Annotated in this window: 16 protein-coding genes and 1 tRNA gene; 7 read left to right on the top strand and 10 right to left on the bottom strand. The window is 63.7% G+C overall.

Annotation, left to right across the window (positions count from 1 at the left end):
• Window position 1: 1 nt before the first annotated feature.
• Window positions 2-1,438, bottom strand: a complete 1,437-nt coding sequence (gene pdxR / locus N0K08_RS22260; RefSeq protein ID WP_261502618.1) for a MocR-like pyridoxine biosynthesis transcription factor PdxR — start codon at window positions 1,436-1,438, stop codon at window positions 2-4.
• 235 nt (window positions 1,439-1,673) lie between these two features.
• Here pdxR and pilB point away from each other — a divergent pair, with 235 nt between their 5' ends.
• The 6 genes from pilB to N0K08_RS22230 all read left to right on the top strand — a co-directional run bounded on the left by pilB (window position 1,674) and on the right by N0K08_RS22230 (window position 7,313).
• Window positions 1,674-3,413, top strand: a complete 1,740-nt coding sequence (gene pilB / locus N0K08_RS22255) for a type IV-A pilus assembly ATPase PilB (protein ID WP_261502616.1) — start codon at window positions 1,674-1,676, stop codon at window positions 3,411-3,413.
• A 30-nt stretch (window positions 3,414-3,443) separates the two neighbouring features.
• Entirely contained in the window at window positions 3,444-4,658 is a 1,215-nt protein-coding gene (locus N0K08_RS22250; protein ID WP_261502615.1) for a type II secretion system F family protein, read from the top strand.
• Window positions 4,658-5,542: a prepilin peptidase gene (locus N0K08_RS22245; RefSeq protein WP_261502614.1), complete on the top strand. Its 885-nt coding sequence runs from the start codon at window positions 4,658-4,660 to the stop codon at window positions 5,540-5,542. The genes N0K08_RS22250 and N0K08_RS22245 overlap by 1 nt, the downstream gene beginning before the upstream one ends.
• Window positions 5,542-6,180 (top strand): dephospho-CoA kinase, encoded by a 639-nt coding sequence (gene coaE / locus N0K08_RS22240; protein WP_261502613.1) that lies wholly within the window; start codon window positions 5,542-5,544, stop codon window positions 6,178-6,180. The genes N0K08_RS22245 and coaE overlap by 1 nt, the downstream gene beginning before the upstream one ends.
• An 85-nt stretch (window positions 6,181-6,265) precedes the next feature.
• Window positions 6,266-7,021 (top strand): cell division protein ZapD, encoded by a 756-nt coding sequence (zapD, locus tag N0K08_RS22235; protein ID WP_261502612.1) that lies wholly within the window; start codon window positions 6,266-6,268, stop codon window positions 7,019-7,021.
• Window positions 7,022-7,079: 58 nt separating this feature from the next.
• The gene (locus tag N0K08_RS22230) at window positions 7,080-7,313 is read left to right on the top strand and encodes a DNA gyrase inhibitor YacG (protein ID WP_261502611.1); all 234 of its coding nucleotides are present in this window, start codon (window positions 7,080-7,082) and stop codon (window positions 7,311-7,313) included.
• A gap of 17 nt (window positions 7,314-7,330) precedes the next feature.
• On the opposite strand, the gene N0K08_RS22225 is transcribed toward N0K08_RS22230, so the two are convergent.
• The 4 genes from N0K08_RS22225 to secA all read right to left on the bottom strand — a co-directional run bounded on the left by N0K08_RS22225 (window position 7,331) and on the right by secA (window position 13,128).
• Window positions 7,331-7,786 (bottom strand): NUDIX domain-containing protein, encoded by a 456-nt coding sequence (locus N0K08_RS22225; protein WP_261502610.1) that lies wholly within the window; start codon window positions 7,784-7,786, stop codon window positions 7,331-7,333.
• The gene (locus tag N0K08_RS22220) at window positions 7,783-8,730 is read right to left on the bottom strand and encodes an ATP-binding protein (protein ID WP_261502609.1); all 948 of its coding nucleotides are present in this window, start codon (window positions 8,728-8,730) and stop codon (window positions 7,783-7,785) included. The genes N0K08_RS22225 and N0K08_RS22220 overlap by 4 nt, the downstream gene beginning before the upstream one ends.
• A 212-nt stretch (window positions 8,731-8,942) precedes the next feature.
• The gene (gene argJ, locus N0K08_RS22215; RefSeq protein WP_261502608.1) at window positions 8,943-10,172 is read right to left on the bottom strand and encodes a bifunctional glutamate N-acetyltransferase/amino-acid acetyltransferase ArgJ; all 1,230 of its coding nucleotides are present in this window, start codon (window positions 10,170-10,172) and stop codon (window positions 8,943-8,945) included.
• Window positions 10,173-10,371: 199 nt separating this feature from the next.
• On the bottom strand, window positions 10,372-13,128 hold the full coding sequence (gene secA / locus N0K08_RS22210; protein WP_261502607.1) for a preprotein translocase subunit SecA: 2,757 nt from the start codon (window positions 13,126-13,128) through the stop codon (window positions 10,372-10,374).
• Window positions 13,129-13,435: 307 nt separating this feature from the next.
• Here secA and N0K08_RS22205 point away from each other — a divergent pair, with 307 nt between their 5' ends.
• The gene (locus N0K08_RS22205) at window positions 13,436-13,735 is read left to right on the top strand and encodes a hypothetical protein (RefSeq protein WP_261502606.1); all 300 of its coding nucleotides are present in this window, start codon (window positions 13,436-13,438) and stop codon (window positions 13,733-13,735) included.
• A gap of 55 nt (window positions 13,736-13,790) precedes the next feature.
• On the opposite strand, the gene N0K08_RS22200 is transcribed toward N0K08_RS22205, so the two are convergent.
• From N0K08_RS22200 to N0K08_RS22180, 5 genes are all read right to left on the bottom strand, one after another.
• Window positions 13,791-13,866, bottom strand: a tRNA-Thr gene (locus N0K08_RS22200).
• 112 nt (window positions 13,867-13,978) lie between these two features.
• Entirely contained in the window at window positions 13,979-14,494 is a 516-nt protein-coding gene (locus N0K08_RS22195) for a ClpXP protease specificity-enhancing factor (RefSeq protein WP_261502605.1), read from the bottom strand.
• A gap of 26 nt (window positions 14,495-14,520) precedes the next feature.
• A complete protein-coding gene (locus tag N0K08_RS22190; protein WP_175505044.1) occupies window positions 14,521-15,132 on the bottom strand; it encodes a glutathione S-transferase N-terminal domain-containing protein in 612 nt (203 codons plus the stop codon).
• 106 nt (window positions 15,133-15,238) lie between these two features.
• Window positions 15,239-15,994, bottom strand: coding sequence for a cytochrome c1 (locus tag N0K08_RS22185; protein ID WP_261502604.1), 756 nt, complete (start codon window positions 15,992-15,994; stop codon window positions 15,239-15,241).
• Between the two features lie 14 nt (window positions 15,995-16,008).
• A complete protein-coding gene (locus tag N0K08_RS22180; protein ID WP_261502603.1) occupies window positions 16,009-17,424 on the bottom strand; it encodes a cytochrome b in 1,416 nt (471 codons plus the stop codon).
• Window positions 17,425-17,432 lie beyond the last annotated feature (8 nt).

Below are 17,432 nucleotides of genomic sequence, written 5' to 3'. Positions count from 1 at the left end.
TCTAGAGCGACTGCCTTATCAGTATTCCCAGGCGCTCGGCCTGCGCGGCGGTGCTGTTGGTGAAGCTCATCAGCAAGGCCGAATCCCGGCGCTCCGAAGCCCACCAGCCCGACATGGGCTGCACGGCCATGCCGTGGGCCAGCAGCTTCTCGGCCAGGGGCTGGTCGCTGCGCTCGCCGGGCAGGCGCAGCACCAGATGCATGCCGCCGGGCTGGGGCTCGGTGCGCAGCCGGCCTTCGAGGCCGCGCTCGAGCGCGACGATGGCAGCCGCGCGGCGCTCGGCATAGAGCTTGCGCATGCGCTGGATGTGGCGCGAGAAATGTCCTTCGGCCATGAAGTCCGCGACGATGGCCTGGGTGATGGCCGGCGTCGCGGCGGCGAAGAAGATGCGCCCCACGCGCTCGAACGCCGCGACCTGGGCCTGCGGCACGACCAGATAAGCCAGTCGGATGCCGGGAAACAGCACCTTGCTGAAGGTCCCCGCGTACAGCACGCGGCCATGGCGGTCCAGGCTCGCGAGGGCCGGCAGCGGCCGGCTGGCGTAGCGGTACTCGCCGTCGTAATCGTCCTCGACCACCCACGCGCCTTGCGCCGCGGCCCACTCCAGCAGCGCATGCCGGCGCGGCAAGGAAAGCGACATCGACAAGGGACTTTGGTGCGCGGGCGTGACCGTCACCACTTTCGCGTCGGGCGCGAGCGCCAGGCCGCGCTCCACCATCAGGCCTTGCGCGTCGACCGGCACCGGCACCGGCAGCAGGCCCGACTCGCGCAGCAGCTGCCGTGTGGGCGGGTAACCGGGATCTTCGACCCAGGCGCGATCGCCGGCCTGCATCACCGTCAGCGCAGCCAGTTGCAGGCTCGCGCGGTAGCCCGTGGTGATGAACACCTGGTGCGCGCCGCAATCGATGCCGCGCGCCACCTGCAGATACGAGGCGATCGCGCTGCGCAACGCGGGCAGGCCATGGGGCGGTGGATAGTCGAGGTCCGCGGCCTGCATGCCGCGCAGGTAGCGCGCGCCCAGCCGCGCCCAGAGCTTGCGCGGAAACGCATCCATCGCCGGCACGCCCAGTTGGAAAGGCAGCAGTTGCGCGGGCCGCCACAGCGCATCCTGCGTCGAGGCCGCAGGCGTCTCGGGTGGCGCGACCGCCGCCGGCGCCGCCGCCTCGGCCGCTCGCAACGCCGGATGGATGACCGTGCCCGCCTGGCCGCGCGCCAGCAGATAGCCTTCGGACGTCAACAGCTCGTAGGCCAGCTCTATGGTGCCGCGCGCCACGCCCAGCTCCTTGGCCAGCGCGCGCGCCGAAGGCACGCGGTCCCCCGGCGCAAGGTCACCGGCCGCGATCGAGGCCCGCACACGCGCGTACAACTGACGGTACAGCGGCGTGCTGCTTTCCACGGCCAGCGGCGCAAAGGCATCCGGCGAAACAGCAGGCGTCATGGTCCAGTCCAGAAGTACAGTCTTGGCTTGAGGCATTGTGGCATGTGACTTGCAGCGTCAAGGGCCCGCGCCCAGCCACGGGCGGCGCTGCTGGCGCGGCGCCGCCCGTGAATGCGCATCCGCGGCCCCGGGGCGCCTTGATACAAGATCTTGCAAAATTTGCCGCGCAGCTATGCAGTCTGCCGCGAATGAGGGATGATAGGGCGACTTCACTTCGCCTCCAATCGCCTGCTTCATGTCTGCTGCTGACTCCGTCACTTCGTCCTCATCCAGCATGGCGCTTCCCGGTTTGGGACGTGCGCTCATTTCTGCCGGCAAGATCACCACCCAGGTGGCCGAAGCGCTGCACCAGAAATCACTGTCCGCGCGCACCAGCTTCATTTCCGAGTTGATCGGCTCGGGCACGGTGTCGTCCGCCGAGCTGGCCCATACGCTGGCCTCCGTTTTCGGCGCGCCCCTGCTGGACCTGGACGCGGTAGACCCCACCGCCCTGCCCCAGGGGCTGCTGCCCCCCAAGCTGTGCCTGACCTACCGCGTGGTGGTGCTGAGCAAACGCAACAATCGCCTGACGATTGCCGCCGCCGACCCCACGGACCAGGAAGCAGCCGAAAAGATCAAGTTCACGTCCCAGATGGGGATTGACTGGATCATTGCCGAGTACGACAAGCTGGTGCAATTCATCGATGCGACGCACAAGACCGCGGCCGAATCGATGCAAGCCTATACGGCGTCCAGCGACTTCAACTTTGACGACATCAAGGCCGACGACCCCGAGGAATCCGGCGACAACGCCGCCGCGTCCGACATCGAAGATGCGCCCGTCGTCAAATTCCTGCACAAGATGCTGCTCGACGCGTTCAACATGCGCGCGTCCGACCTGCATTTCGAGCCCTACGAGCACCAGTACCGGGTGCGCTTTCGCATCGACGGCGAATTGCGCGAAATCGCTTCGCCGCCCGTCGCCATCAAGGAAAAGCTCGCCTCGCGCATCAAGGTCATCTCACGCCTGGACATTTCCGAAAAGCGGGTGCCGCAGGATGGTCGCATGAAGCTCAAGGTCGGCCCCAACCGGGTGATCGACTTTCGCGTCAGCACCCTGCCCACCCTATTTGGCGAAAAGATCGTGATCCGTATCCTGGACCCCGACAGCGCCAAGCTGGGCATCGAGGCCCTGGGCTACGAGCCCGAGGAAAAAGAGCGCCTGATGCATGCCATCAAGCGCCCCTACGGCATGATCTTGGTCACCGGCCCCACGGGCTCGGGCAAGACCGTCTCGCTCTACACCTGCCTGAACCTGCTGAACAAGCCAGGCGTCAACATCGCGACCGCGGAAGACCCGTCGGAAATCAACCTGCCAGGCGTCAACCAGGTCAACGTCAACGAAAAAGCCGGGCTGACCTTCGCCACCGCGCTCAAAGCCTTTCTGCGCCAGGATCCCGACATCATCATGGTCGGTGAAATCCGCGATCTGGAGACGGCCGACATTTCCATCAAGGCCGCCCAGACCGGCCACCTGGTGCTGTCCACGCTGCACACCAACGACGCTCCGACCACGCTCACGCGCATGCGCAACATGGGCATTGCGCCGTTCAACATCGCCTCCAGCGTGATCCTGATCACGGCCCAGCGCCTGGCCCGCCGCCTGTGCCCGCAGTGCAAGCAGCCGGCCGACATTCCGGATCAGGCCCTGGTCGATGCCGGCTACGACGCACACGACATCGACGGCAGCTGGGTGACCTACAAGCCCGTAGGCTGCAAAGCCTGCAACAACGGCTACAAAGGCCGGGTCGGTATTTACCAGGTGATGCCTATTTCGGAAGAAATCCAGCGCATCATCTTGCGCGACGGCAGCGCTCTGGACATCGCGGCCCAGGCCAAGCTCGAAGGCGTGCGTTCGCTGCGCGAGTCAGGCCTGCACAAGGCCCGGCAAGGCCTGACCTCGCTCGAAGAGGTCCTGGCCGTGACCAACGAATAAGACCGCACACCACACGAGAGAGAACATCGCATGGCGACAGTAGCATCCGGCATCCAGGATTTTGTCTTCGAATGGGAAGGCAAGGACCGGCACGGCAAGATCGTGCGCGGCGAAACCCGTGCCGGCGGAGAAAACCAGGTCCAGGCGACACTGCGCCGGCAGGGTATTTTCCCCACCCGGATCAAGAAGCGCCGCACGCGCTCGGGCAAGAAGATCAAGCCCAAGGACATCGCCTTGTTCACCCGCCAGCTGGCCACCATGATGAAGGCCGGCGTGCCCTTGCTGCAGTCCTTTGACATCGTCGGCCGCGGCAACACCAACACCAGCGTGACCCGGCTGCTCAACGACATCCGCTCGGATGTGGAAGTCGGCACCTCGCTGAGTGCGGCGTTTCGCAAGCACCCGATGTACTTCAACAGCCTGTACTGCAACCTGATCGAAGCGGGCGAAGCCGCGGGTATCCTGGAAACGCTGCTCGACCGCCTCGCGACCTACATGGAGAAGACCGAGGCCATCAAGAGCAAGATCAAGTCGGCACTGATGTACCCCAGCGCCGTGATCGTCGTGACCTTCGTGGTGATTGCCGTGATCATGATTTTCGTGATTCCGGCGTTCAAGGAGGTGTTCAGCTCCTTCGGCGCCGACCTGCCGGCCCCCACGCTGATCGTGATGGCCATCAGCGAAATCTTCGTCGCCTGGTGGTGGCTGATTTTTGGCGTGATAGGCGGCGGAATCTACTTCTTCCTGCAGGCCTGGCGCCGCAGCCCGCGCATACAGATGACCATGGACCGGCTGTTGCTGCGCCTGCCGATTTTTGGCGTGCTGGTCGAAAAATCCTGCGTGGCCCGCTGGACGCGCACGCTGTCGACCATGTTCGCTGCCGGCGTGCCGCTGGTCGAAGCCCTGGACTCGGTCGGTGGCGCCGCGGGCAATGCGGTCTACAGCCAAGCCACAGAGAAAATTCAGCAGGAAGTCTCCACCGGCACCAGCCTGACCACGGCCATGTCGAATGCCAACGTATTTCCCTCGATGGTGCTGCAGATGTGCGCCATCGGCGAGGAGTCCGGCTCCATCGATCACATGCTGGCCAAGGCGGCCGATTTCTATGAAGCCGAAGTCGATGAAATGGTCGCCGGCCTGTCGAGCCTGATGGAGCCCATCATCATCGTCGTCCTGGGTGTCGTCATCGGCGGAATCGTGGTTTCCATGTACCTGCCCATCTTCCAGCTGGGTCAGGTGGTCTGATGCAGTTGGCTTGGGAACATGCGGCCATGGGCGCCGTTTTCGGTTTGCTGATCGGCAGTTTCTTGAATGTGGTGATCCACCGGCTGCCCAAGATCATGGAGCAGCAGTGGGCCGATGAATGCGCGCACTACGCCCAGGAACAGGCGCAGACGGCAGGCCAGGCGCCGGTATCGCCTGCACCTGAGGTGCAACGCATCAGCCTGAGCACGCCGCGCTCGCGCTGCCCCCATTGCGGGCATGCGATCCGCTGGTGGGAAAACATTCCAGTGCTGAGCTATCTGGCGCTGCGCGGCAAGTGCTCGGCCTGTCACGCGGGCATCAGCGTCCGCTATCCGCTGGTCGAGATCGCCACCGCCGCCCTGTTTGCCTTCTGCCTGGGTCAGTGGGGCCCCACGCCCACCGGCCTGGCCTGGTGCGGCTTCAGCGCCGCCCTGGTGGCGCTGGCCATGATCGACTGGGACACCACCTTGTTGCCGGACGACATCACCCTGCCCCTGCTGTGGGCCGGACTGCTGGCCGCTGCGCTGGGCTGGACGAACACCCCGCTGACCGACGCCGTCTGGGGCGCTGCCGCAGGCTATCTGTCGCTGTGGCTGGTCTACTGGGGCTTCAAATGGGCCACCGGCAAGGAAGGCATGGGCTATGGCGATTTCAAGCTGTTCGCCGCCCTGGGCGCCTGGTTCGGCTGGCCGGCCCTGGTGCCCATGATCCTCGCCGCTTCGGTGATCGGCGCCATCGTCGGCCTGGCCATGAAATTCCGCAAGCAACTGCGCGAAGGCGGCTACATTCCCTTCGGACCGTTCCTGGCCGGCGCCGGCCTGGCGGCCATGCTGTTCGGCCCCCAGCAGATGCTGGAACGCTTTCTTCGCCTGTTGGGACTGTGATGAGCACATTGCAAACGCCCTCCCCCAGCCACTGGCGCATCCCGCGCCTGGGCGTCACCGGCGGCATAGGCAGCGGCAAAAGCACCGTGGCGGCCATGCTCGCCGCGCACGGCGCCACCCACATCGATGCCGACCAGATCGCGCGCAGCGTCACCGCGGCGGGCGGCACGGCCATGGCGCAGATTGCCCAGGTCTTTGGCAGCGAATTGATAGACGACAGCGGCGGCCTGCACCGCGAGCGCATGCGCGCCCTGGCGTTTGGCGACGCTTTGGCGCGCCAGCGGCTCGAAGCCATCGTTCACCCGCTGGTGGGCCAGGCCACGGCCCAGCGGGTGCTGCAAGCCGAGCAGGCGGGAGCACCGCTGATCGTGCTCGACATCCCGTTGCTTGTGGAGTCGAACCGCTGGAATCGCCAGCTCGACCGGGTGCTGGTGGTCGATTGCAGCGAGGCCACACAGCTCGCCCGCGTCACCCTGCGCAACAAGTTGCCGCCTGACGCCATCGCCCGCATCATCGCCGCCCAGGCCTCGCGCAGTGCCCGCAGAGCAGCCGCGGACATGATTATTTACAATGACGCACAAGATCTGGGCCTTTTGCGCGCGCAAGCGGCCCAGATCGCCGCATTGTTCGGGCTATGATGGGACACGGCTTGGCCTGCAGACACACTGCGGTGTGGGCCCGGGCGACAGTTCGTCCCTGTACGCCCCTAGGAGCCCTGCCAGCGTGATCCTCTACGAATACCCTTTCAACGAACGTCTGAGAACCTATCTCAGGCTCGAACACCTTTTTCGCCGCCTCGGCGAACTGATTGGGCGAACGCATCCCAGCGACCACCATTTCGCGCTGGTCACGATCTTCGAGATCATGGATGTGGCGGCCCGGGTCGACCTCAAGTCGGATGTGCTCAAGGACCTGGAAAAGCAGAAAGCCCTGCTCGACAGCTACCGCAGCAACCCCTCGATCTCCACCGAACTGCTCGACCAGATCGTGGGCCGGCTGGACCAGTGCTTTGCCGCGCTCAATGCCCAGACCGGAAAAACCGGCCAGAACCTGACGGAAAACGACTGGCTGATGGCCATTCGCAGCCGCATCAGCATTCCTGGCGGCACCTGTGGTTTTGACCTGCCCGCCTACCACGCCTGGCAGCACAAGGACAGTCGCGACCGCCAGTTGGCGCTTGAAGGCTGGACCGCGTCGCTGTCACCGCTGGCCGACGCCCTGTTCGTGCTGATGCAAATGCTGCGCGACACGGGCGTGCCCCAGCGCGTTGCGGCCGAGCACGGTCAGTTCCAGCAGAATCTGCCCACGGGGCGCACCTTCCAATTGCTGCGCCTGCGCATAGACCCCGCCCTGGACCTGGTGCCGGAAATCAGCGGCAACCGGCTACTGCTGTCGGTGCGTCTGATGCGTGCGGATGCGAACGGCAAGCTGCAGCCTTGCCAGGACGACGCAGCCTTCGAAATCACGCTCTGCGCTTGAGCGCTGCGGCCTGCAGGCAGGCCACAGCCCGCCCAGTCACCGTTGACCTTTTACTGCCATGACGAATACTCCCCCCCCTTCTCCGGCAGCGCCTAAGCCGGCCGCGCCCATCGTGCGCTGCCCCAGCTGCGGCGGCCGCAGTGTCTTCAGCCCGGAAAACCGCTGGCGCCCGTTTTGCAGCGAACGCTGCCGCCAGATCGACCTGGGCGCCTGGGCCAATGAAGAATTCCGCGTGCCTTCGCCCGTGCCGCCCGAAGGCGCACCTTACGGCGACCCGCGCGAGCAGGACTGAAGCCCTGACGCAGCGCCTCAGGCGTCTGCGGGCAGTTGCTGGGTGTAATAGTCCGGGTCGAACGCCAAGCCGCGCTCCTGCGACAGCCATTCCAGCACCGGCAGCGCGCCGGGCAGCACCGGCTTGACGGCAAGCGGCAGCTGCTGCCAGGCCATGGACTGGCCTTCGCGCATTTCGAACTCGCCGTCCCATGCGCGCACCTTGCACCAGTGCAGGCGCACCAGCGCGTGGGGGTAGTCGTGCTCGGTGACTTTCCAGACTTCGGCCGCGCCAATGGTGATGCCCAGCTCCTCGATCAGCTCCCGACGCAGCGCCTGCTCCACGCTCTCGCCGGCCTCGAGCTTGCCGCCAGGAAACTCCCAGAAGCCCGCGCAGGGCTTGCCTTCGGGGCGCGAGGTCAGCAGCAACGCATCATCGCTGCGGATCAGCACGCCCACGGCGACTTCGGTGTGTTTGCGCGTGTTCTCGGTCACAGCTCGGCCTCTTCACTCAAATCGTTCACATCGGCAATGCCGACGCCAGCCGCTGCGTGGGTATCGCGGCCTGCGTAGTCACGCGCAAACTGGTGGGCCACGCGGCCGCTGCGCGAACCGCGCTCCAGCGCCCAGACCAGGGCTTCCGGACGCGCCGCCGCGATGGCCGCGTCATCCACACCCAGGGCCGACAGCCACTGCGCGACGACGCGCAGGTATTCGTCCTGGCTGAACGGGTAAAAGCTCACCCACAGGCCGAAACGCTCGGACAGGGAAATCTTCTCTTCCACCACTTCGCCGGGATGGATCTCGCCGTCGTCACCGCGCTGCGTCGCGAGGTTGTCGGTCATGTACTCGGGCAGCAGGTGGCGGCGGTTGCTGGTGGCATAGACCAGCACGTTGGGGCTCGCGGCCGACACCGAGCCGTCGAGAATCGACTTCATGGCCTTGTAGCCCGGCTCGCCTTCTTCAAAGCTCAGGTCATCGCAGTAGATGATGAACTTCTCGGGCCGGCCCGCGACCACGTCCACGATGTCGGGCAGGTCGGTCAAGTCCTGCTTGTCGACTTCGACCAGGCGCAGGCCCTGCCCCGCATAGGCGTGCAGGCAGGCGCGAATCAGCGAGGACTTGCCCGTGCCGCGCGCGCCCGTGAGCAGCACGTTGTTGGCCGTGCGGCCCTGCACGAACTGCTCGGTGTTGCGCGCGATTTTTTCCTTTTGACCATCGATGTTCTGCAGATCCGACAGTCCCATGGCGCCGATATGCCGCACCGGCTCCAGAGCGCCGCAGCCATTGGCCCGCTTGCGGTAGCGCCAGGCAATGGCCTCATTCCAGTCCTGCGGGGACTGCAGCGGCTGGGGCAGGACAGCTTCGATGCGCTGCATCAGCTGCTCGGCACGCGCCACCAGGCGTTCAAGGGGGTTGGAATCCGTGGGCAAGGTCATGGCAAAACTCTCGTGTCTCGGTCGGTCGTTATATCGATGCGCCCCGCAGGGCGGCTGCTCGGTGATCTACGGCGCGCGCCGCGCGCAATCTCTGAAACTGGCGCGCCCCAGCCCAGGGACACCGAGCAAGGGCCGCCCCGCAGCGATGGTGTCGTCCCCCTCCCGCGAAGCGAGAGAGGGGGAAGCCGCGTAAGCGGCTCAGGGGGTGTTTCTCAAGACCGATAATCGGCGTTGATCGTCACGTAGTCATGGCTGAAATCGCAGGTCCAGACGGTGTCGACCGCATCGCCACGGCCCAGCAGCACGCGCACGGTGATTTCCTGCTGCTGCATCACGCGCTTGCCGTCTTCCTCGCGGTAGGCCGGGTTGCGCCCGCCCTTGATGGCCACATGCACATCGTCGAGGTACAGATCGATGCCGGTCTGGTCGAGGTCGGCAATGCCCGCATAGCCCACCGCCGCGAGAATGCGGCCCAGGTTTGGGTCGCTGGCGTAGAACGCGGTCTTGACCAGCGGCGAATGGGCGATGGAATAGGCCACCTGACGGCATTCTTCGCCGGTCTTGCCGCCTTCGACGCGCACGGTGATGAACTTGGTCGCGCCTTCGCCGTCGCGCACGATGGCCTGGGCCAGCTTTTGCGACACTTCCAGCAGGGCGGCCTGCAAGGCCTGGCCTTCGGCGCTGGACAGCTGCGTGATCTGCGCATGCTTGGCACGGTTGGTGGCGACCAGCACGAAGGAGTCATTGGTCGACGTGTCGCCGTCGATGGTCACGCGGTTGAACGAGCTTTCGGCCAGCGCGGTCACCAGCGGCTGCAGCAGCTCGGGTGCGATGCAGGCATCTGTGGCCAGAAAGCCCAGCATGGTCGCCATGTTCGGGCGGATCATGCCCGCGCCCTTGCTGATGCCGGTAATCGAAACTGTGACGCCACCGATCTGCACCTGGCGGCTGAAGGCCTTGGGCAGGGTGTCGGTGGTCATGATGCCTTCGGCCGCACGCGCCCAATGGGCGGGCTGGGCATCGGCCAGCGCTGCAGGCAGGCCGGCGACGATGCGGTCGACCGGCAGCGACTCCATGATCACGCCAGTGGAGAACGGCAGCACCTGGTGCGCAGCCACGCCCAGCAGGCCCGCCAGCGCGGCGCTGGTGGCGCGTGCATCGGCCAGGCCCTGGGCGCCCGTGCCGGCGTTGGCATTGCCGGTGTTGATCACCATGGCGCGCACGCCCGTACCCTGGGCCAGGTGCTCGCGGCTGACCTGCACGGGGGCCGCGCAGAAACGGTTTTGCGTGAACACGCCGGCCACGGCCGCGCCTTCATCGAGCAAGAAGACCGTCAAGTCCTTGCGATTGGCCTTGCGCACGCCGGCTTCGGCGACGCCAATACGGACACCGTCGATGGCAAGCAGCTCGGCGGCAACAGGGGCAGAGAGATTCACAGGCATGCGAATGTCTTTCGTGAAAAGGAAATCAGACAAATTATGCGGAAAGATCTTCCGCTGAAAAAAAAGCCCCCACGCTCGCTCGCTTCGCGTAGCAGCTGCCCCCAAGGGGGCGCTTTTTGCCTTGGGGCTGCCCAGCGGCAAAATGCAAACACGGGCCGTAGCCCGTGCTCTGCATCACACCCAAACAGCCATCACTCGCTCAAGCGAGCTTGCCGTGGCATTGTTTGTACTTCAGACCGCTGCCGCAAGGGCAAGGGTCGTTGCGGCCCACACGGCCCATGCCGGCGGCAGCAGTAGCGGCGGCCACCTCGTCGGCACGCACCGTGGCCTGGCTGCCGTCTTCGTTCGGCGAGGTATAGGTCACGTTGGAGATGTGCTCGGCGCGCTGGCCCAGCACTTCCGTGGCCTGGTCCAACTGCTCGTTGGACTGCACCTGCACCGTCATCAGCACGCGTGTGACTTCGTTCTTCACGTGGTCGATCAACTGACGGAACAGTTCGAAAGCTTCGCGCTTGTATTCCTGCTTGGGCTGCTTTTGCGCGTAGCCGCGCAAATGGATGCCTTGGCGCAGGTAGTCGAGCGCGGCGAGGTGATCGCGCCAGTTCGAGTCAAAGCTCTGCAGCAGCACGGCGCGCTGGAACTGGGTGAAGTTCTCCTTGCCGATCAGCTGCACCTTGGCGTCGAACGCGTCCTGCGCTGCCTTGAGCACCTTTTCGAGGATTTCCTCGTCGGTGACGGCTTCGGTCGACTCCACATCCTGCACCAGGGACACCTGGAGATTCCACTCGTCGGCCAGCTGCTTTTCCAGCGCCGGGAGGTCCCACTGCTCTTCCATCGAATCTGCGGGCACGTGCAGGCGCACCATGTCGGTCACGGTTTCCTCGCGCATCACGGCGATGAGCTCGCTCAGGTCGGCTGCGTCCAGGATCTCGTTGCGCTGCTGGTAGATCACCTTGCGCTGATCGTTGGCAACGTCGTCGTACTCCAGCAATTGCTTGCGCACGTCGAAGTTGCGCGCCTCGACCTTGCGCTGCGCCGACTCGATGGAGCGTGTGACGATGCCGGCTTCGATGGCTTCGCCATCGGGCATCTTCAGGCGTTCCATGATGGACTTGACCCGGTCGCCGGCAAAAATGCGCAGCAGGGCGTCGTCCAGGCTCAGGTAAAAGCGCGAAGAACCGGGGTCACCCTGACGGCCCGAGCGGCCGCGCAGCTGGTTGTCGATTCGGCGCGATTCATGGCGCTCGGTGGCGATGATGCGCAGACCGCCCAGGGCCGCGACCTTCTCGTGCTCGATCTTCCACTGTTCGCGCAGCTCGGCGATGCGCTGCGCGCGCTCGGCGTCGCTCAGCGTGGTGTCGGCTTCGACTTCGGCGACGAGCTTTTCCACATTGCCGCCCAGCACGATGTCGGTGCCGCGGCCCGCCATGTTGGTGGCGATGGTGATCATGTTCAAACGGCCGGCCTGGGCGACGATGTCGGCCTCACGGGCGTGCTGCTTGGCGTTGAGCACCTGGTGGGGCAGCTTGGCTTCGTTGAGCAGTCCGTCGATGATTTCCGAGTTCTCGATCGAGGTCGTGCCGACCAGCACAGGCTGGCCGCGCTCGTAGCATTCGCGGATGTCCTTGATCGCGGCCGCGTACTTCTCGGCCGTGGTCTTGTAGACGCGGTCGAGCTGGTCTTCGCGACGGCTCTGGCGGTTGGGCGGGATCACCACGGTTTCGAGGCCGTAGATTTCCTGGAATTCGTAGGCTTCGGTATCGGCCGTGCCGGTCATGCCGCCCAGCTTGCGATACAGGCGGAAATAATTCTGGAACGTGATCGAGGCCAGCGTCTGGTTCTCGGCCTGGATGGCCACGCCTTCCTTGGCTTCCACGGCCTGGTGCAGGCCGTCGCTCCAGCGGCGGCCCGACATCAGTCGGCCGGTGAACTCGTCAACGATCACGATTTCACCGTTTTGCACCACATAGTGCTGGTCGCGGTGGTACAGGTGATTGGCACGCAGGGCTGCGTACAGGTGGTGCATCAGCGTGATGTTCGCCGGGTCGTACAGCGAAGCACCTTCGGCGATCAGGCCGGCATGGGCCAGCACGCGCTCGGCCGTCTCGTGGCCTTGCTCGGTCAGGAACACTTGCTGGGTCTTTTCGTCCAGCGTGAAATCGCCAGGCACCTTGACGCCTTCGCCCGTGCGCGGGTCGGCTTCGCCTTCCTGGCGCTTGAGCATGGGGACGATGGTGTTCATCGCCAGGTACATGGCGGTGTTGTCGTCGGCCTGGCCGCTGATGATCAAAGGCGTGCGCGCTTCGTCGATCAGGATCGAGTCCACTTCGTCGACGATGGCGTAGTTGAGCTGGCGCTGCACCCGGTCGCGCGACTCGTAGACCATGTTGTCGCGCAGGTAGTCGAAGCCGTACTCGTTGTTCGTGCCGTAGGTGATGTCGGCCTGGTAGGCAGCCTGCTTTTCTTCGCGCGGCATGTTGGGCAGGTTGATACCCACCGTCAGACCGAGGAAGTTGTACAGGCGCGCCATCCATTGCGCATCGCGGTTGGCCAGGTAGTCGTTGACGGTCACGACGTGCACGCCTTCGCCGGCCAGGGCATTGAGGTACACCGGCAGCGTGGCCGTCAGTGTCTTGCCTTCGCCGGTGCGCATTTCAGCGACCTTGCCGTAATGCAGGGCCATGCCGCCCAGCAGCTGCACGTCGAAGTGGCGCATCTTCATGACGCGCTTGGAGCCTTCGCGAACAACCGCAAACGCTTCAGGCAACAGGTCATCCAGGGCTTGCCCCTGACTCACCCGTTCCTTGAATTCCTGGGTCTTGGCACGCAGTGCTTCGTCGCTGAGCTTCTCAAGTTCGGGTTCCATCGCATTGATGCGAACCACCGTCTTGCGGTATTGCTTGAGAAGCCGGTCATTGCGGCTGCCGAATAATTTGGTGAGGAAATTGGTGGCCATGCAAACAGATTCACCTTGCCTGCAACAGGGCATTCAAGGTAACCAGAGTCCCTAAGAAGAATGTATTTCAGATGGGGCCGCAGCATGGAATTTCTACAGGGAGAACCCATAATGCGGAGACTGATCCAATGATTCTAACTGCCACATCCAGTGCAGGGCATGCCTTCCACGGACATCCTTGCGCGCAGCGCAGGCAGTGCGGTCACCGCCAGCCCTGCGCCCACCGCCGAACAGGCCGCATTTTTGTCCATTACCCGCTCTTGCAATCGGCTTGACGCCCCTGCCAAGGCCGCCATTTTCCCAGGCCATGAACCGACGCAACTACCCCATCACCTTCCAGCAAGCCGCCCAGTCCTCGCCCACGCTGGCCAAACTGGTCGCCATGACCCAGGACTCCTCGGCACGCCTGCAGGCCATACAGCCGCTGATGCCCATTACCTTGCGCAAAGTCGTGCAGGCGGGGCCCATCGACGGCAGCACCTGGTGTCTGCTGGTCAAGAGCAATGCCGCCGCGGCCAAGCTGCGCCAGCTGCTGCCGGCATTTGCGGCGCACTTGCGTGTCAAAGGATGGGATGTGACGGAAATTCGCCTGAGAGTGCAGACCTGAGGCTCCAGACAGCAGATGCTGGAGGACAGACTGGGCGATATTTCCGTGAGAAATATGGTGCCGGTTGTCGGAATCGAACTGACGACCTACCGCTTACAAGGCGGGTGCTCTACCAACTGAGCTAAACCGGCGAAGCCCGAATTCTAGCGTATAGAAAATGGGCAAAAAACCAAACTCGGTTTTTTATTTGCCGCAGGGCCGCCCCAAGGCAAAAAAATGATGGGGGGCTTTGCCCCCCACTGCTTACTTGACGCGCTTGAGCGCGGGACGCGGTCCGGCGGGCGTTGGCGTGCGCGGTGTGGGCTCATCGCCCTCGTCCGTTGACGCATCAGCCGGCACCAGCTGCATGCGCGCATCGGGCCCTGCCGACACGGGGCTCAGGGCAGGACGTGCGGCCGGCAAAGGCGTATCGCCCGCGGCATCACGACCCGACTTTTCCTCGGACATGGGAAAGGCCATGCCTTCACCCGTCTCGCGCGCATAAATCGCCATCACGCGGCCCACGGGCACCATGATTTCACGCGGCTGGCCGCCAAAGCGGGCCTTGAACGCGATGAAATCGTTGCCCAGCTGCAGGCCGCCGGTGGCGTCGTAGCTGGTGTTGAGCACGATTTCGCCGTCCTTGACGAACTCTTGCGGCACCTGGACCGAGCCGTCCACGCGCACCGCAAGATACGGCGTCAGGCCATTGTCCGTGCACCATTCGTGCAAGGCACGAATCATGTACGGACGGGTAGAACTGGATTCCATTGCATTCATGGGCGTGGATCTCTGGAGACAGGCGCTTACTTGCGCATCACCTTTTCGGAAGGTGTCAGCGCTTCAATGTAGGCAGGGCGCGAGAAGATGCGCTCGGCGTACTTGAGCAAAGGCGCGGCGTTCTTGCTGAGCTCGATGCCGTAGTAGTCCAGGCGCCACAGCAGCGGAGCAATCGCCACGTCGAGCATGGAGAAGTTCTCGCCCAGCATGTACTTGTTCTTCAGGAACACGGGAGCCAGCTGCGTCAGACGGTCACGGATGTGCGCACGGGCTTTTTCAATGGCTTTTTCATTGCCCTTGACGTTGCGTGCTTCCAGGATGTTGACGTGGACGAACAGCTCTTTTTCGAAGTTCAGCAGGAACAGGCGCACGCGGGCACGGTCGACTGGGTCGCCGGGCATCAGCTGGGGATGTGGGAAGCGCTCATCAATGTATTCATTGATGATGTTCGACTCGTACAGAATCAGGTCGCGCTCGACCAGGATAGGTACCTGGCCGTAGGGGTTCATCACATTGATGTCTTCGGGCTTGCTGTACAGGTCCACATCACGGATCTCGAAGTCCATGCCCTTTTCAAACAGCACAAAGCGGCAGCGGTGAGAGAAGGGGCAGGTTGTTCCCGAATAAAGCACCATCATGGTGAAGGCTCCTAAAAATCAAAAAGAGTGGGACGCCTGAAGCGCCCACTCTGTACAAATCCGGCTGTGGGCGCAGTCAGCGCGCCCACAGGGGATGGACCGTCCGTTACTTGACGTCTTTCCAGAATGCAGCGTTCAAACGCCAGGCAATCGCGATGAAGATTCCGAGGAAGATGAGGACCCATACGCCGATGTTTACACGGCGGTTTTGTGCGGGCTCACCCATCCACTGCAGGTAGTTCACCAAGTCGCCAACGGCCTGATCGTACTGCACAGGCGTCATCAGGCCCGGAGTGACCTGTTCCCAGCCTTTGAAAACCTGGGTTTTCTGGCCGTGAACGTCCAGTTCCTCAAATACCGCGCGGCGCGCGCCCTGGAGCTGCCACAGCACGTGCGGCATGCCCACGCTAGGGAAAGCCAGATTGTTCCAGCCCGTGGCCTTGGTGTCGTCGACGTAGAACGTGCGCAGGAAAGTGTAGAGGTAGTCCGCACCCGAACCACCGGCGCCGGCGCGCGAACGTGCAATCACCGTGAGGTCAGGAGGATTGCCGCCAAACCAGTCCTTGGCCTGCTTGGGATCGATCGCGGCCTTCATGGTGTCGCCGACCTTGTCGGTCGTGAACAACAGGTTGTCCTTGATCTCCTGCTCGGTCAGACCGATGTCCTGCAGGCGGTTGTAGCGCATGAAGGCCGCGGAGTGGCAGCTCAGGCAGTAGTTGACGAACAGCTTGGCGCCGTTTTGCAGCGAAGCCAGATCGTTGGTCTTGACGGGCGCCTTGTCCCAGGCCATGCCGCCTTCGGAAGCCTGCGCACCCGTGACAAAGCCCAGAGCGACGATCAACGTGAGGATCAGTTTCTTCATTATTTTTCTCCAGCTCAGTGCGGCTTGAAAGTCACGCGATCAGGCACTGGCTTGGGCGTGCCCAGGCGGCTCCACCATGGCATCAGCAGGAAGAAGCCGAAGTAAAACAAGGTGCCGACCTGCGAAATGCGCTCGAACAGTGGCGAAGGAGGCTTGACGCCCAGGTAACCCAGGACCACGAAGTTCACCACGAACACGGCGTAGAGGTACTTGTGCCAGTCAGGACGGTAGCGGATCGACTTGACCGGGCTGTGATCCAGCCAAGGCAGAGCGAACAGAATCACCACCGCGCCGCCCATCACGACCACACCCCAGAACTTGGCGTCGATACCCAGCATCAGGGCCACGGCCACCGCAGCCACCACGACCACGGCACCCTTGATCACCGATGGCAGCTTGGACTTGAGCACGCCAAAGCCCGCACCCAGCACCACGCAGGCGATCAGCACGTACATCATCTCGGAAGTGATCGCACGCAGCATCGAATAGAACGGCGTGAAATACCAGACGGGAGCAATGTGCGCCGGAGTCTTGAGCGGATCGGCCGGGATGAAGTTGTTGTATTCCAGGAAGTAGCCACCGAACTCGGGGGCGAAGAACACCACGGCCGAGAACAGGAACAGGAACACGGTCACACCCAGGATGTCGTGCACGGTGTAGTAGGGGTGGAAAGGCACGCCGTCGAGCGGGTGTCCCTTTTCATCCTTGGGAGCGTCAGGACCCTTGATTTCCACGCCGTCAGGGTTGTTCGAACCCACGTCGTGCAGCGCCAGCAAGTGGGCCACCACCAGTCCCAGCAGGACCAGCGGCACAGCGATCACGTGGAAGCTGAAGAAGCGGTTGAGCGTGGCGTCACCGACCACGTAGTCGCCGCGGATCAGCAGGGCCAGGTCGGGACCGATGAAGGGAATGGCGGCAAACAGGTTGACGATCACCTGGGCGCCCCAGTACGACATCTGGCCCCAGGGCAGCAGGTAGCCCATGAACGCTTCGGCCATCAGCGCCAGGAAAATGGCGCAACCGAAGATCCAGACCAGCTCACGCGGCTTGCGGTACGAACCGTAGAGCAGACCGCGGAACATGTGCAGGTACACCACGATGAAGAAGGCCGAGGCCCCGGTCGAGTGGATGTAGCGGATCAGCCAGCCCCAGGGGACGTCGCGCATGATGTACTCGACCGACTCGAATGCCTTGGCGGCATCGGGCTTGTAGTGCATCACGAGGAAAATCCCGGTCACGATCTGGATCACCAGCACCAGCAGGGCGAGCGATCCGAAGATGTACCAGAAGTTGAAATTTTTCGGAGCGTAGTACTCCGACATGTGCACGCGGTAAGCATCGAACGCCGTGGGGAAACGGTTTTCGAACCAGTTCGTGACCTTCGCGCCCGCAGAGGCGTTCGGGGAGATGTCCTTGAATTCATGAGCCATGTCGTATT

Origin of the sequence: Acidovorax bellezanensis, from assembly GCF_025421555.1 — a bacterium.
Taxonomy (GTDB): Bacteria; Pseudomonadota; Gammaproteobacteria; order Burkholderiales; family Burkholderiaceae_C; genus Comamonas; species Comamonas bellezanensis.
This window is presented reverse-complemented; position numbering and strand designations above follow the sequence as displayed.

What these genes read in the sequence shown, in the direction of transcription:
- coaE (WP_261502613.1), top strand. Translation starts at nt 5,542, where the DNA reads ATGAGCACATTGCAAACGCCCTCCCCCAGCCACTGGCGCATCCCGCGC.
- N0K08_RS22250 (WP_261502615.1), top strand. Translation starts at nt 3,444, where the DNA reads ATGGCGACAGTAGCATCCGGCATCCAGGATTTTGTCTTCGAATGGGAA.
- secA (WP_261502607.1), bottom strand. Translation starts at nt 13,128, where the DNA reads ATGGCCACCAATTTCCTCACCAAATTATTCGGCAGCCGCAATGACCGG.
- N0K08_RS22220 (WP_261502609.1), bottom strand. Translation starts at nt 8,730, where the DNA reads ATGACCTTGCCCACGGATTCCAACCCCCTTGAACGCCTGGTGGCGCGT.
- N0K08_RS22180 (WP_261502603.1), bottom strand. Translation starts at nt 17,424, where the DNA reads ATGGCTCATGAATTCAAGGACATCTCCCCGAACGCCTCTGCGGGCGCG.
- N0K08_RS22195 (WP_261502605.1), bottom strand. Translation starts at nt 14,494, where the DNA reads ATGAATGCAATGGAATCCAGTTCTACCCGTCCGTACATGATTCGTGCC.
- N0K08_RS22185 (WP_261502604.1), bottom strand. Translation starts at nt 15,994, where the DNA reads ATGAAGAAACTGATCCTCACGTTGATCGTCGCTCTGGGCTTTGTCACG.
- pdxR (WP_261502618.1), bottom strand. Translation starts at nt 1,438, where the DNA reads ATGACGCCTGCTGTTTCGCCGGATGCCTTTGCGCCGCTGGCCGTGGAA.
- N0K08_RS22245 (WP_261502614.1), top strand. Translation starts at nt 4,658, where the DNA reads ATGCAGTTGGCTTGGGAACATGCGGCCATGGGCGCCGTTTTCGGTTTG.
- N0K08_RS22230 (WP_261502611.1), top strand. Translation starts at nt 7,080, where the DNA reads ATGACGAATACTCCCCCCCCTTCTCCGGCAGCGCCTAAGCCGGCCGCG.
- N0K08_RS22190 (WP_175505044.1), bottom strand. Translation starts at nt 15,132, where the DNA reads ATGATGGTGCTTTATTCGGGAACAACCTGCCCCTTCTCTCACCGCTGC.
- pilB (WP_261502616.1), top strand. Translation starts at nt 1,674, where the DNA reads ATGTCTGCTGCTGACTCCGTCACTTCGTCCTCATCCAGCATGGCGCTT.
- argJ (WP_261502608.1), bottom strand. Translation starts at nt 10,172, where the DNA reads ATGCCTGTGAATCTCTCTGCCCCTGTTGCCGCCGAGCTGCTTGCCATC.
- N0K08_RS22205 (WP_261502606.1), top strand. Translation starts at nt 13,436, where the DNA reads ATGAACCGACGCAACTACCCCATCACCTTCCAGCAAGCCGCCCAGTCC.